At 52.0% G+C, this 13,600-nt stretch carries 11 protein-coding genes; 1 reads left to right on the forward strand and 10 read right to left on the reverse strand.

The annotated features are described in order from the left end of the window. Positions 1 to 22: 22 nt before the first annotated feature. The 4 genes from ACM67B_RS09115 to ACM67B_RS09130 all read right to left on the reverse strand — a co-directional run bounded on the left by ACM67B_RS09115 (position 23) and on the right by ACM67B_RS09130 (position 3,840). Positions 23 to 850 (reverse strand): p-hydroxycinnamoyl CoA hydratase/lyase, encoded by an 828-nt coding sequence (locus ACM67B_RS09115; RefSeq protein WP_095501967.1) that lies wholly within the window; start codon positions 848 to 850, stop codon positions 23 to 25. A gap of 312 nt (positions 851 to 1,162) precedes the next feature. Then, complete coding sequence (locus ACM67B_RS09120) at positions 1,163 to 1,954, reverse strand: acyl-CoA thioesterase (protein WP_416189347.1); 792 nt, start codon at positions 1,952 to 1,954, stop codon at positions 1,163 to 1,165. A gap of 123 nt (positions 1,955 to 2,077) precedes the next feature. Further along, a complete protein-coding gene (locus ACM67B_RS09125) occupies positions 2,078 to 3,343 on the reverse strand; it encodes an Nramp family divalent metal transporter (protein ID WP_416189348.1) in 1,266 nt (421 codons plus the stop codon). 290 nt (positions 3,344 to 3,633) lie between these two features. Further along, positions 3,634 to 3,840 carry a hypothetical protein gene (locus ACM67B_RS09130; protein WP_416189349.1) on the reverse strand — a complete coding sequence of 69 codons (207 nt, stop codon included), beginning with the start codon at positions 3,838 to 3,840 and terminating at the stop codon, positions 3,634 to 3,636. Positions 3,841 to 3,927: 87 nt separating this feature from the next. Between ACM67B_RS09130 and ACM67B_RS09135 the strand changes: the two genes are divergently transcribed. Then, on the forward strand, positions 3,928 to 5,505 hold the full coding sequence (locus tag ACM67B_RS09135) for an inorganic phosphate transporter (protein WP_416189350.1): 1,578 nt from the start codon (positions 3,928 to 3,930) through the stop codon (positions 5,503 to 5,505). A 204-nt stretch (positions 5,506 to 5,709) separates the two neighbouring features. Here ACM67B_RS09135 and purH read toward each other — a convergent pair whose 3' ends face one another. From purH to recC, 6 genes are all read right to left on the reverse strand, one after another. After that, positions 5,710 to 7,290, reverse strand: coding sequence for a bifunctional phosphoribosylaminoimidazolecarboxamide formyltransferase/IMP cyclohydrolase (gene purH, locus ACM67B_RS09140; RefSeq protein ID WP_416189351.1), 1,581 nt, complete (start codon positions 7,288 to 7,290; stop codon positions 5,710 to 5,712). A 202-nt stretch (positions 7,291 to 7,492) separates the two neighbouring features. Next, a complete protein-coding gene (locus ACM67B_RS09145) occupies positions 7,493 to 7,951 on the reverse strand; it encodes a GNAT family N-acetyltransferase (RefSeq protein WP_416189352.1) in 459 nt (152 codons plus the stop codon). Positions 7,952 to 8,031: 80 nt separating this feature from the next. Next, a complete protein-coding gene (locus tag ACM67B_RS09150) occupies positions 8,032 to 8,277 on the reverse strand; it encodes a Fis family transcriptional regulator (protein WP_416189353.1) in 246 nt (81 codons plus the stop codon). Positions 8,278 to 8,318: 41 nt separating this feature from the next. Beyond that, on the reverse strand, positions 8,319 to 8,945 hold the full coding sequence (locus tag ACM67B_RS09155) for a LysE family transporter (RefSeq protein WP_416189354.1): 627 nt from the start codon (positions 8,943 to 8,945) through the stop codon (positions 8,319 to 8,321). Between the two features lie 55 nt (positions 8,946 to 9,000). After that, entirely contained in the window at positions 9,001 to 9,999 is a 999-nt protein-coding gene (gene dusB / locus ACM67B_RS09160) for a tRNA dihydrouridine synthase DusB (protein WP_416189355.1), read from the reverse strand. A gap of 318 nt (positions 10,000 to 10,317) precedes the next feature. Then, a complete protein-coding gene (recC, locus tag ACM67B_RS09165; protein ID WP_416189356.1) occupies positions 10,318 to 13,545 on the reverse strand; it encodes an exodeoxyribonuclease V subunit gamma in 3,228 nt (1,075 codons plus the stop codon). Positions 13,546 to 13,600: the final 55 nt, after the last annotated feature.

Genomic DNA, 13,600 nt, shown 5'->3' on the forward strand with positions numbered 1-13,600 from the left:
CAGACGGCCTGCCTATTCAACCTTATCGTTTATAAGTCTGCAAGCCCGGTTTGATGGATTTTTCATCTAAGAACTGGCGCATGCCTTCCGCACGGCCGCCTTCCGGATCGCGGAACAGACACTGATCCAGCTTGGCGTACAAATAATCTTCGTTTTGATCCCAAGTCAGCTCGCGGCAGCGTTTGAAACCATTTTTCGCATAACGCAGCACCACCGGATTTTTCTCCAGCAGCGTTTGGCATAATTTTTCCACTTCGGCACGCAATTCAGCCAGCGGCACGCTCTTGTTCACCAAGCCCATTTCAGCGGCCTGTTTGCCGTTGAAGGTTTCGCCGGTCATGATGTAATACAGCGATTGACGGTGGCCGACGGTATCTGCCATTGCCTTGCTTACCAAGTTGCCCGGCGGAATGCCCCAGTTGATTTCCGACAAACCGAACACGGCTTCATCGGCGGCAATCGCCAAATCGCACGCCACCAACGGCGAAAATGCACCGCCGAAACACCAGCCGTTCACCATTGCAATGGTCGGCTTATTGTAAAAACGCAGCATCTGCCATTGCCATTTGCACGCTTCGCGGCGGGCTTTTTCTTGGGCAATTTCCGGCAGACCGTCGGTTTCGCGGAAATACTCTTTCAAATCCATGCCCGCTGTCCACGCGCTGCCCTCGCCGGTAATCACCACCACGCCGACATCGGCATCCTGCTCCAACACTTCCAACACATCGCCCATTTCGCGGTTGAGCGTCGGACTCATGGCATTGCGTTTGTCGGGGCGGTTGAACGATACCCACGCGATTTGGTTTTCTACGGCCACTTTCACAGTCTGCCAGCGGTTTTCGTATGACATGATTTCTCTCCTCTATATGATTCGGGTGTTTGTTAGAACATGGCTTGAGTATAATATCAACTAAATTGACATTTCAAGCCGCGCAAATAGAATTTACACAAATCTGCCCAAAAATTAATTTAAATTTATGATTCTAAATGATTTAATTTTTAAAAAATCACAGAAATGGTTGAAATATGCTTTATTTTTCATCATTTTATTATCATGTAAATTGATATAAAAAGGCCGTCTGAAAACATTTCAGACGGCCTCTCCATCAATCATATTACTTATGAAATTATTGTCACTTAACCTTTCAGACGGCCTGAAATCTTAAGCGAAAACGGTGACGGTCTGGCGACTGATGAGCGTCAACACACCGTTTTTATCCCACATCCGCGCTTCGGTATGGCCGTAGCCTTCCGCCGCAGAGTCGGTGTGCACTTCGTATTGCCAGAAATCATCCAGCGTGATGTCTTGTGGCTCGTGCAGCAATTCCAGCGTCCAAGTCAGGCTGCTCATCGGCGCGATGCCGTCAATCAATACGGCAGGTGCAGGCGGAAAACCGTCGGCCAGTGCCACCAAATGCGCCAAGGTAAACTTGCCCTGTTGGTTTTGAAAGCGCGTATAGGCGCCAAACGAAGCGCGTTCCGCCCCGCTAAACGCCTGCGCCCCTTGCGCCCAGCGCAAATCCAAATAATGCAAAAACGCCAATTCCAAACCGCCCAAATCACGTTGGATCGGCAAACCCTGCGGCGGCTGCCATGTCGGCGCAGGCGTTGATGCCGTCTGAACCGCTTTTGATTCACGCGCTTCGCCAAAACTGGCCAGCAACACCGCCAACACCTCACCGCCCTGCGTCAAATGCACTTCGCCCTGCACCACCGACTTCCCCACCCGCAATATGCGTGCATCCAAATGCACGGCTTCGGCAGCATTGACGGGGCCGACAAAATTTACCGTCAGCGAACGCAGGCGGCGCGGTTTGTCCAAAATATGCTGCAATTTCACCAACATCAAAGCTGCCGTCACCCCGCCAAACAGCGAACGGCCTTGAAACCAATCCGCGCCGACGGTGATGTCGTTTTGCGTTTTCAACGCTTCAAATGCTTGATTCAAATCCATATTCTTTCTCCTGTTGTGTGCTTATTGTTTTTAGATTATATAAAGCAGATTGATATGATGGCAATCAAAAATACACAAAAGGCCGTCTGAACGTTCAGACGGCCTTTGTGCAATTTAGGCAACTTAACCTAAAAACCCACCCAAATTTAGCAGGAACAACACGGCAAAACCCACCAGATAAATCAAACCGACAATCGCCAAGGCTTCCATGCCTTTGGAGAGTTTGTGTTTTTTGTCGGCTTTCACCAAGCGATAGTTCAACCATGCGAACACCGGTGCGGCCAAGAACGCGGAAATCATGGCGAATTTCAGCAACTCGGCCATCGCGCTGTTGAACCATAAAATCAGCGCCAAGCCGGTACCGGCAACCCACAAATACCAGCCAAACAATTCACACTTGCGCACACTGTCTTTATGGCGGATCAGGCGCACGGATTCGGATACGGCGCGGGCGTAGCCGTCAATCACGGTGATGGTGGTGCCGTACATACAGGCAAACGCGATAAACGCCACCAGCGGGCGCGCCCATTCACCGATGGTCACGGCATACATATTAATCAACTGGCCGATGTATTTGCCGCCGGCCATTTGTACGGCTTCGCCGTTGCCGTATTGCACATACGCGCCCAACACCAGAAACACCACCGCCAACACCGCGCTGGTATAGAAACCGACGTTAAAGTCGAAAATGCCGTCGCGGTAGCTGGACGGTTGGATTTTTTGTTTTTCCGTCACCCACAAAGAGTTAATCGCGGAAATCTCAATCGGCGCGGGCATCCAGCCCATCAAGGCGATGATGAAGCCCAAGCCTGCGAGTGTCCACGGGGTCGGCTCGATAAAGTCGGGCTGCATCTGCATACCGCGCGACATGGCGATACCGGCCGCAATCACGGTTGCCACTGCCAAGCTGGCAACAATGGTTTTAGATACGCGGTCGAGTGCGCGGTATTGGCCGCTCACCAGAATCAGCAAACAAGAAAGCATAATCAAGGCCGCAATCACGCCGGTTTCCAAACCAAGATTCGGCAAGGCCATTTTGATAATCGCCGCCGTCACCACTGCCACTGCGCCGGTGCTGATGGTTGCGGAAACGAAACACAGCAGCGCAAACACCCATAAATAAAAACGGCTTTTCTCGGCATAGCCCTGCACCAAGCTCTTGCCGGTATCCATGGTATAGTGCGCGCTGAAGCGGAAAAACGGATATTTCAGAAAGTTGGTTAAGATGATGATTAAAGCCAACTGCCAACCATACAGCGCACCGGCCTGCGTGGATGCAATCAAATGTGAGCCGCCGATGGCCGCAGAAGCCATCAAAATACCCGGCCCCAGCGCGCTCATGCGGCTGCGCCAAGTGGATGTTGAAGTGTGTGTTTGATTTTGTGCCATTTTGTTACCCGTCTTTTTCAGACGGCCTGTTTAAAATTACGAAAAGTCGGATTTTATCGTAAATTTAAACTTCGATTTTTTGATTTATTGGCACTTAATGCCAAATAAGAATCGGAAACTTTTAGGCAAATTGTAAAGTTTCATGAATATTCGCAAACTATGCCAAAAAGCTGTCACAAATCAGCCTAGTATCGCTTTTATGGTTTATCCGAAACCTGAACATCAGAAAGGTCGTCTGAAAGGTGTTTTAGATAACAAAATACCTTTCAGACGACCTTTACAATCATGTATTACCAACGAAAAGACTGCGTCACCCCGCCTGCCGTGCCATTATTAGACGCACCAAAAAAGCCGCCGGTGTGGGTATGGCTGCATCCGGCCAACACAAAAGTTAACACAGTTATTATCATTAATTTTTTCATAATAATTTGTATTTCCATCAAAATTTCTAATTTATCACTAAATGCAACACCTTTAAAAACCACAACAATCAACAAAATTTAACATTGTCACAGAACTGTCACAAAATATCGCTAAAGTAGCACCGTTTTGCAACTGCTTCCATTTTATTATAAGGAAAAATCATGGGCACGGCTCCTTCTGATGCAAGTGTTAAAAAAATCAATGCCATATTCGCCGCATTACTCATCGGCGCAGTGGGCTACTTTATCGTATGGGGCCTGGGCTATACCAACGGCAACCACACCATGCTGTTCTTATTGGCGACTTTGTTCGGCGTGTTTATGGCGTTTAACATCGGCGGCAACGACGTGGCCAACTCGTTCGGCACATCGGTTGGCGCCGGTACGCTGACCATCACACAAGCCTTATTGGTGGCGGCGATTTTTGAAGTCAGCGGCGCAGTGATTGCCGGTGGCGAAGTGACTTCAACCATCCGCAAAGGCATCATCGACTTAAAAGCGATGGATCTGGAGCCTATGCAGTTTGTCTACATCATGATGTCTGCCCTGCTTGCTTCCGCTTTGTGGCTGCTGTTTGCCACCAAAAAAGGCTGGCCGGTATCGACCACCCACTCGATTATCGGCGGTATCGTCGGTAGTGGTTTGTGTTTGGGTTTCTTGGGCAGCGGTTCGGATGCTTTCTCGCTGCTGCAATGGGACCGCTTAGCGCAAATCGCGATTTCTTGGGTGTTGTCGCCGGTATTGGGCGGATTGGTGTCGTATGTGTTGTTTTCGCAAATCAAAAAATATGTGCTGGATTACAACACCGCTGCCGATGAGCGCTTGAAACAAATCAAGCAAGAGAAAAAACTGTATAAAGAGCAACACCGCGAAGCTTTCGAGCGCTTGAGCGAACACGACAAAATCGAAGCCGCTTCGGCCATGGCGCGTGACGTACAGATTTATGAAGACCCGGATTTAGACCCGAAAGAGCTGGAATCGGCCTACTACAAAGGTTTGCATGAAATCGACAGCCGCAAAAACAGCATCGATACCTACAAAGCGCTGCAATCTTGGGTGCCGCTGATTGCTTCGGTTGGCGCGATGATGATTGCTTCTATGCTGATTTTCAAAGGCTTGAAAAACCTGCACTTAGGCATTGGCACAGTGGGCAACTTCCTGATGATCGGCATGATTGGTGCGGCGGTGTGGATGGCAACCTTTATTTACGCCAAAACCTTGAAACGCAAAGACTTGGGCAAATCCACGTTCTTGATGTTCTCATGGATGCAGGTGTTTACCGCCGCCGGCTTCGCTTTCAGCCACGGCGCCAACGACATCGCCAACGCCATCGGTCCGTTCGCCGCGATTATGGACGTGTTGCGCACCGGTGAAATCGGTTCCGAATCGCCTGTACCTGCCGTAGCGATGCTCACATTCGGTATCGCCCTGATTGTCGGCCTGTGGTTTATCGGTAAAGAAGTGATTCAAACCGTCGGCACCAACTTGGCCGAAATGCACCCTGCTTCCGGCTTTACCGCCGAATTGGCCGCCGCTTCGGTGGTGATGGGTGCGTCGTTATTGGGCTTGCCGGTATCGAGCACACACATTCTGGTCGGCGCGGTATTGGGCATCGGCTTGGTCAACCGCAACGCCAACTGGGCACTGATGAAACCAATCGGCTTGGCTTGGGTCATCACCCTGCCGTCTGCCGCGATGCTCTCGGTAGTCTGCTTCCTGATTTTGCGTAACGTGTTCTAAGGCAGAACAAACAATCCATGCCGTCTGAAAGGGTTTTCAGACGGCATTTTTTTTTATTTTGTAGGATGGGTGTTAACCCATCATTTTCAAAACTGCTTTTTCATCACGATTCACATTTCAAAATGGCGGGTTTACACCCGCCCTACATACAACAAGGCCGTCTGAAACCTAATGGTTTTCAGACGGCCTTTCTTTCACATCACATTAATGGCGGAAATGGCGCACACCGGTAATCACCATTGCGATGCCGTGTTCGTCGGCAGCGGCGAACACTTCTTCATCACGCATAGAGCCGCCCGGTTGGATAATCGCTTTGATGCCTTGTTCGGCAATCACATCAATACCGTCGCGGAACGGGAAGAAAGCATCCGATGCGGCACACGCACCGTTTAATTCCAGATTTGCGTCTTGCGCTTTGCGGGCGGCGATGCGGGTAGAATCCACGCGGCTCATTTGGCCGGCGCCGATGCCGTAGGTTTGGCCGCCTTTGCCGAACACGATGGCATTCGATTTGACGAATTTGGCCACATTCCACACAAACAGCAAATCGTTGAGCTCTTGCTCGGTCGGCTGGCGTTTGGTCACGACTTTCAAATCGGCGGCGGTGAGTTTGTGGATGTCAGGGGTTTGCACCAACAAGCCGCCGCCGACGCGTTTCAATTCAAATTGGTTCGCGCCTTCTTCCAACGGCACTTCCAACACGCGTACGTTTTTCTTGGCGGCAACGATTTCCAAGGCTTCGTCGGTAAACGCCGGCGCCATCAATACTTCCATAAATTGGTTGTCGGTGATTTGTTTCGCCGTTGCGCCGTCCACTTCGCGGTTGAAGGCGATGATGCCGCCAAACGCACTGGTGGTGTCGGTGGCATAGGCCAAACGGTAGGCATCCAAGGTGTTGGCGGCCACGGCCACGCCGCACGGATTGGCGTGTTTCACAATCACGCAGGCCGGTTGGTCGAAGGATTTTACGGCTTCCCAAGCGGCATCGGAATCGGCGATGTTGTTGTACGACAATTCTTTGCCCTGCAATTGGCGGTAGGCGCTCAAGCTGCCGGCAGCCGGATACAGGTCGCGGTAGAATGCGGCTTTTTGGTGCGGATTTTCACCGTAGCGCATGTCTTGCACTTTAATCCAGCTTTGGTTGAACTGGCTCGGGAAATCACCCGCTTCCGGCTCGCCACTCAATTTGTCGTCGGCCAAAGCGGTCAGGTAGTTGGAAATCATGCCGTCGTATTGCGCGGTGTGGCTGAAGGCTTTGCACGACAGGTTGAAACGGGTTTTGTCGCTCAATGCGCCGCCGTTGTTTTCCAATTCGGCTGCGATGTCGGCAAAATCAGCGGTATCGGTAACGATGGCAACGTGTTTCCAGTTTTTCGCGGCAGAACGCACCATGGTCGGGCCGCCGATGTCGATGTTTTCAATCGCATCTTCGAGCGTGCAATTCGGCTTGGCGATGGTGGCGGCAAACGGATACAGGTTCACACACACCAAATCGATGTTGCCGATGCCGTGTTCTTCCATTTTGGCGACATGCTCAGGCAAGTCGCGGCGACCCAAAATACCGCCGTGGATTTTCGGATGCAGCGTTTTCACGCGGCCGTCGAGCATTTCGGGAAAGCCGGTGTAGTCGGCCACTTCAATAACGGGAACACCGGCGTCTGCCAATAATTTCGCAGTACCGCCGGTGGACAAGATTTCCACGCCCAGTCGGGTTAAGGTTTGGGCAAATTCAACCACGCCGGTTTTGTCGGACAGGCTGATCAGGGCACGTTTTACGGTTGCCATTCGGATTCCTTTTTGAGTTGGGTTAATTGAAGAGGCCGTCTGAAACAGGGGCGCGACGGCGCAAATCGGTCAGGCCGTATTATCGCCTATTTTACGTTTTTTTGCAGTATCGACCGCGCTATTTTTGTGGGAATTGTAAACAATTTGCTGCAAACGATACACAACAGGCCGTCTAAAAATCTGTTTTCAGACGGCCTGTTGATTACTCGACTTTCCACGCATAATTCAGCCATTCCTTGTCTTCGGCCGCGCCTAAGCGTTGGTAGAAACGTTGTCCGGCATCGTTCCACGCGGCGACAGTCCATTTGATTTGGCCGCAGCCTTTGGCCTTGGCTTCGGCATACACAGCGTGCATCAGCTTTTCACCGATTTTTTGGTTGCGGAAATTTTCGGCGACGTATAATTCTTTGATGTACACCGCCGGTTGGTTTTGCGCGGTGTAGTTTAAAAAGTAATACACCAACATGCCGCCGATCAGGCCGTCTGAATCGGCGACCAAGCAGTGAAAATCGGGCGGTTGTTTGTCGAAGCCGCGCTCTTTCACGATTTGCGGCGTGATGGCAAAGCTGTCGATATAGTGTTCAAACACGGCCAAATCGCGCATAAGCGGCCACACTTGTTCGATGTCTTGTTCCAGCATGGGGCGGATGGTGATGCTCATTGGGTTTCCCTATCTATTTGGATGATAAACAGGCCGTCTGAAAACGCAATAATCGTTTTCAGACGGCCTGTTTCATGATGTTAATCGTCCAGAAACCCGTGCTGTAATAATTTTTTGCGCAAGGTATTGCGGTTCAAGCCCAGCATGGCGGCGGCTTTAGATTGGTTGCCGTTGCATTCGTCCATCACGCATTGCAGCATGGGTTTTTCCACTTGGTGCAGCACCATATCGTACACACCTACTGGCGTTTCACCGGCCAAATCTTTGAAATATTGTTTTAAATTTTGCGCCACACATTGCGCGATATCGACTGTTTGCGTTTTCATCGTTTGCTCTTTTCTGTTCACATTGTTTTCAGACGGCCTCACTAGCTGCCGCTCATCACTTTTATCCCCAATAATGCCAATGCGCCGCCGCACACGCGGTCTATCCAATGGCCGAAACGCTGGAAGCGGCGGTTGACTGCCGGTACCGACAACATCAATGCCACCAAACCGAACCAGACAAACAGCATCAGCGTCATCCAAGCACCGTAAGCCGCCATTTGCCACAGCGGCGTGGTCGGTGACAACACCACGGTAAACAGCGACAGCATATACACCACCGCTTTCGGGTTCAGCACATTACACAACACACCGCGCCAAATGATTTTCCACGCCGGCTCGGCTGCCATTTTTTCGGCACGGATTTCGGCCACTTCGCCCGCTGCTTTTGCCGTCAGCCCTTTGTAGCCGATATAAATCAGATACAGGCCGCCGACAATTTTAATCACAGTCAGCAACGTAGCCGATTGCGCCACCACAGTAACCAAACCCAGCACCGAATAAATGATGTGCACGCCAAAGCCCAGCGCAATGCCCAACGCCGTCAGCAAACCTGCCGCACGGCCGCGACTTAAGGATTGCTGTGACACCAACACAAAATCAGGGCCGGGCGACATGCAGGCCAAAAAATGTACGCCGGTAATGAGCCAAAATCCTTGCCAAAAATCCATGTTTGTCCTTATAGGGTGTTTGATGTTTCAGACGGCATTGAGGGTGTATTGTCGTTTAACGATAAGCACACGCCCAAGCATCGGTCTTTTCAGGCAGTTTATCCAAATAAGTCGCCAGTGCATCATACTGTGCCGCCGCAGAATCCAAGCGGTTGATTTCGCGGCGGGTTTCCATGCCTTCGGGCATGGAATCGAGATACCAGCCGATGTGTTTGCGCGCGATTCTTAAGCCGCTTTGTTCTCCATAAAATTCGTGCATGGCGCGGATATGGGCGAGCACGGTGTCGCTGCATTGCTTCAATGGCAAGGCTTCAGGCAGCGTGCCGTGTTCAGCGAAATGTTTCAAATCGCGAAACAACCACGGCTGGCCTTGTGCGCCACGGCCAATCATCACGCCGTCGGCACCGGTTTGCTGCAACACTTCAGCGGCTTTTTGCGGCGAAGTGATGTCGCCGTTGACCCACAGCGGCATGTTCAGACGACTTTTGGCTTCGGCAATCAATTCATAACGCGCTTCGCCCTGATACATCTGCGTGCGCGTGCGGCCGTGCACGGCCAACGCTGCAATTCCGGCATCTTCGGCGATTTGGGCGATGGTGAGCAGGTTTTGATGGTCGTCGTGCCAGCCCAAACGCGTTTTCAAGGTCACCGGCACATTCACCGCCTGCACCACTGCCTGCAAAATCTCGGCCACCAGTTTTTCGTCTTGCAACAAAGCGCTGCCTGCCAACACATTGCACACTTTCTTGGCAGGACAACCCATATTAATATCAATCACTTGCGCGCCAAGCTCGACATTATAACGCGCGGCTTCGGCCATCACTTGCGGCACATTGCCGAGAATCTGCACCGCCACCGTGCCGTTTTCATCGGAAAAATCGCTGCGGCGCAAGGTCTTTTTGGTGTGGCGCAACTCGGGATCGCTGGTGACCATTTCACAAACCGCCCAGCCCGCGCCAAACTCACGGCACAAACGGCGGAAAGGCTTGTCGGTAATGCCTGCCATGGGTGCGAGTGCGATGGGGGTATAGATGGAATATGCGCCGATTTGCATGGTTGCGGCCGTGTTTGAAAGGGCTGTGATTGTACAATTTTTAAGCAGTTTTTCCAATTGCTTTTACATTAAGCAAGGCCGTGACCTTTACATGCCTTTAAGAGCCAGCATACAAAACAAGCCGTCATTCCCGCGCAGGCGGGAATCCACTGTTGAACATAGCAAACTATTGAATAAAAATAGGCTTCTTAAATGCCACGATGGATTCCCGCCTGCGCGGGAATGACAGCCGTTTGTGTTGCTATTGATTCATAAGACTTCTGAAGCTCACAGGCCGTCTGAAAACCGATTTCATCTTTCAGACGGCCTCATGTCTACTTATGCTTCTTTCGATGTTGAAACCGCAATCAGCAGCGGCACCAACATTTCAATAATCAGATTTTCAAACAAGGGCGTATCCAGCGGCGATTCATCATCGTGGCCGAATACCAAAGCCACTTCGGTATAGCTGCCCTGCCCCGGGCTTACTTTGTTACCAAAATATGCACCGATGGCAGCAGATTGTGCGGCTTCCCATTCTTGTTTTTTCAGGTAGGCTTCGGCAGCGGCCAAGCTGGTTTTGGCGAAAAACGGCAAGGGGCGATGTTGGCCGATGTTGTAGTATGTAAGCCATGTTTGCAGGATGTCATGGGCGGTTTGGCGGTCGATTTCGGGATAAACCACGGTTTCGTCGTTCGACACAAAATAGCTCTGGCCGCTTTCGCTTTCAGACGGCCTCACGGCATTGAACAACACATGCTCCAACAGCAAGGCAATGCGCTCGGGGGCGTTGAGCTTTTTGTTGCGGAACAGGATTTGGCCGCATTGATACACATGGTTCAGGCTGCCGCTTAGGGTTTGCTGACCGAACGCCAACTCATAGGCCACCGGCGGTACTTTCGGGCTTTCGAGCAAATCTTGGTCGAGCTGTTTGGCGGCGGCTTGGAAACGCTGCTGCCACAAGCTGCCCAGTTCACCGGTAGGCAACAGGCTTTCGGCGTTAAGCTTGGTTTCGACGGCAGCAAAATCCTGCCGCTGTCGGCGCGCTTCCAGATACGCGTCGGCGATTTTTTCACCCTGCTCCGGCTCGAACGGCTCGGCCGATTCCCATGCTTCATCGCGATAGGGTTCACGCCAGCCCAAGGTATGGCGCAGCCATGCTTTGACCGGATTTTTCCAAAAGCCGATAAATTCGTTTTGCGTGACGATGCTCGGCAGTTCGTCTTCATTGCCCAAAGGTTGCTTGAAAAACGGCGTCATCTTTTCAGACGGCCTGTGTGCTGCTTCATTCAGAGCTTGGGCGTAATCACGACGTGTGCTGATGAGCTTGGCAGAATCTTGCAATTGGAAATAGCGTGTGGAAAAGGCTTGCAGCGGATGTTGGCGCACCCAGTTTGCCAGCAAATCTTTGCTGCGTTTTCCGGTCATTTCGGCGATGGTGTCGATGAGTTCGCTCAACAAGGCCGAAGGTGCCAGCTCGGCATCGTTGACGATGCTGCGGCCGACATACGACAAATACAGAATCTCTCGCGCGCTGATGATGGCTTCGAGAAACAGATAGCGGTCGTCATCACGGCGGGCGCGGTCGCCTTTTTTCGGGTGTTTGGCAATCAGGTCAAACACGGTCGGCTTGGTGTTGCGCGGGAAATCGCCGTCGTTCAAACCCAATAAACACAATACTTTAAACGGCAGGCTGCGCATCGGCACCATGCTGCAAAAGGTCATGCCGCCGCGCAAAAATCCGGCTTGGCTTTCGCTGCTCAAAAAGCGGCTGATGTGGCGGATAACGGTGTGCTGCGGCAACATGCCGTCTGAAAATCCTGACAATGCCACTTCTTGCTGCCATTTCACCAAGGCTTGCTCGAATTGCTGCGCGGCATATTGGTCGTCGTCGCCCAAGGCAAATAAGCCATCGTGCAATTGGCGCACGCGTTCAATCCATTCATCCACTGTGGCGGCGGTTTGCCATGTTTGCGCGGTGTCGGCCAAGGTCTGCATAAAGGCGGTGAAGCGGCTGAACACAGCCAATTGGTTGACATCGCCGTGCCACGCACTGACGTTTTGCCACATACCGTCGCCGCCTTCAGGCAGCATCCAGCCCAGCACCAAGCGCGACAAAGCCTGCTGCCAGGTAAACAAATCATCCGCTGCGCCGCGCATCTTGCCATCCAAACCCCAATGCACGTTGAGTTCGGCGATGGTGTCGTGCAGCAGCGGCAAATCGTCTTTGCTGATTTCAAAGCGGTTTTGCACCAAATGGCTATCGAGCAACGGCAGCACTTTATCCACTTCAAAGCGGCTTTCCAGCAAGGCCAATACTTGTTCCAAGGCGTAAAAAAGTGGCTGGCGGCGGCTGAGTTTCACATCGGAAATCGAATACGGCAAGGCTTGCGTGCCATCTGCCGCACGGCCGAACACGGCTTCGATAAACGGGCTATACGGCTCGATATTCGGGGTCAACACAGCGATGTCGTGCGGCTGCCAGTCGGGATGTTCGTGCAGAATGTGCAGCAGTTGGTCTTTCAAAATTTGCAGCTCGCGCAAAGGGCTGTGTGCCGACACCACGCGGACAGAGCCGTCTGAAAGCAGCGCATCGCCCTGCCCGACATCGTTTTCAGACGGCAGCGACAAGGTTTGAATGTCGTTTTGCAAACGGTGCAGCAAGGTCGCTCCGCCGCTGCTTTCCGTTTCGTACACCGGTGTTTCCATCTCAATTTCCGACAGAAAATCAAAGAAATCACGCCCCTGCTTGCCCAATGAAGCCAGCAGCGGATGGCCGGTTTGGCTCAAATCAACATCGTCGCCGCTTTTCAAAATCTGCGCGGCTTCAATCACATTGCCCCAATGCTGCTCGCTCGGATTGAGCGCGAACACAAACACATCACAATGCTCGGAAATGGCCTGTAAAAGCTGCAAATACATCGGCGCCATGGTAGAAATGCCGAACACGAAAAAGCGTTCGGGCAGGTTTTGCGGCGACAAATTGGCCAGCAAGGTTTCCCACAAGGCCACGCGGTGCGGCACGGTTTGTCTGCCGTCGTCCAGAAAACGCCACAATTGCGCCTGCCAGATTTCATCTTCGCCCAAATCCAGCAGCTTGCCTTCCTGCCATGCATCAATCCATTGCGGACGGTACACCAAATATTGGTCAAAAATATCGGCCAATTGTCCGGCCAAATGATAATCCGCCGATTCGCCGCTGCGTAAATAGCTTTGCAGCTTGTTACGCACAATTTCAAATTCTGACGCCGTCTGAAACGCTTCGCTGCGGAACAATGCCAACAGCCGCCAGCGCATCACTTCGGGGGAAAACGGGCTGAGCGCAGGCACGTTGGGAATCAGCTCGCGCATCAAGCGCCATGTCAAACCGGCCGGCAGACTGAATTTCAGGTTCGCCGCCACGCCCAGTTCTTTCGCCAAATAGCTGCTCAAATAACGGCGCATGCCTTGGCTTTGCACGATAATTTCTTCCGCCGTCAACGCGTGTTTCAAGGGCTGAAGCTGCTGAATGCGGCTAAACAAAGCGGCGAGCGATTCGAGACGGTTGGACTGATAAAGGTAAAACATGGCACAAGCTCAAGCAGATAAAAGATGATGATGGATTATAAGGCCGTCTGAACAA

The organism is Neisseria sp. CCUG17229 (assembly GCF_047839235.1).
Taxonomy (GTDB): domain Bacteria; phylum Pseudomonadota; class Gammaproteobacteria; order Burkholderiales; family Neisseriaceae; genus Neisseria; species Neisseria brasiliensis.

Bases quoted from the DNA above. Each gene is read 5' to 3' on its own strand.
- ACM67B_RS09145 (WP_416189352.1), bottom strand. From the start codon at position 7,951: ATGAGCATCACCATCCGCCCCATGCTGGAACAAGACATCGAACAAGTG.
- ACM67B_RS09115 (WP_095501967.1), bottom strand. From the start codon at position 850: ATGTCATACGAAAACCGCTGGCAGACTGTGAAAGTGGCCGTAGAAAAC.
- purH (WP_416189351.1), bottom strand. From the start codon at position 7,290: ATGGCAACCGTAAAACGTGCCCTGATCAGCCTGTCCGACAAAACCGGC.
- ACM67B_RS09155 (WP_416189354.1), bottom strand. From the start codon at position 8,945: ATGGATTTTTGGCAAGGATTTTGGCTCATTACCGGCGTACATTTTTTG.
- ACM67B_RS09135 (WP_416189350.1), top strand. From the start codon at position 3,928: ATGGGCACGGCTCCTTCTGATGCAAGTGTTAAAAAAATCAATGCCATA.
- dusB (WP_416189355.1), bottom strand. From the start codon at position 9,999: ATGCAAATCGGCGCATATTCCATCTATACCCCCATCGCACTCGCACCC.
- ACM67B_RS09125 (WP_416189348.1), bottom strand. From the start codon at position 3,343: ATGGCACAAAATCAAACACACACTTCAACATCCACTTGGCGCAGCCGC.
- ACM67B_RS09150 (WP_416189353.1), bottom strand. From the start codon at position 8,277: ATGAAAACGCAAACAGTCGATATCGCGCAATGTGTGGCGCAAAATTTA.
- recC (WP_416189356.1), bottom strand. From the start codon at position 13,545: ATGTTTTACCTTTATCAGTCCAACCGTCTCGAATCGCTCGCCGCTTTG.
- ACM67B_RS09120 (WP_416189347.1), bottom strand. From the start codon at position 1,954: ATGGATTTGAATCAAGCATTTGAAGCGTTGAAAACGCAAAACGACATC.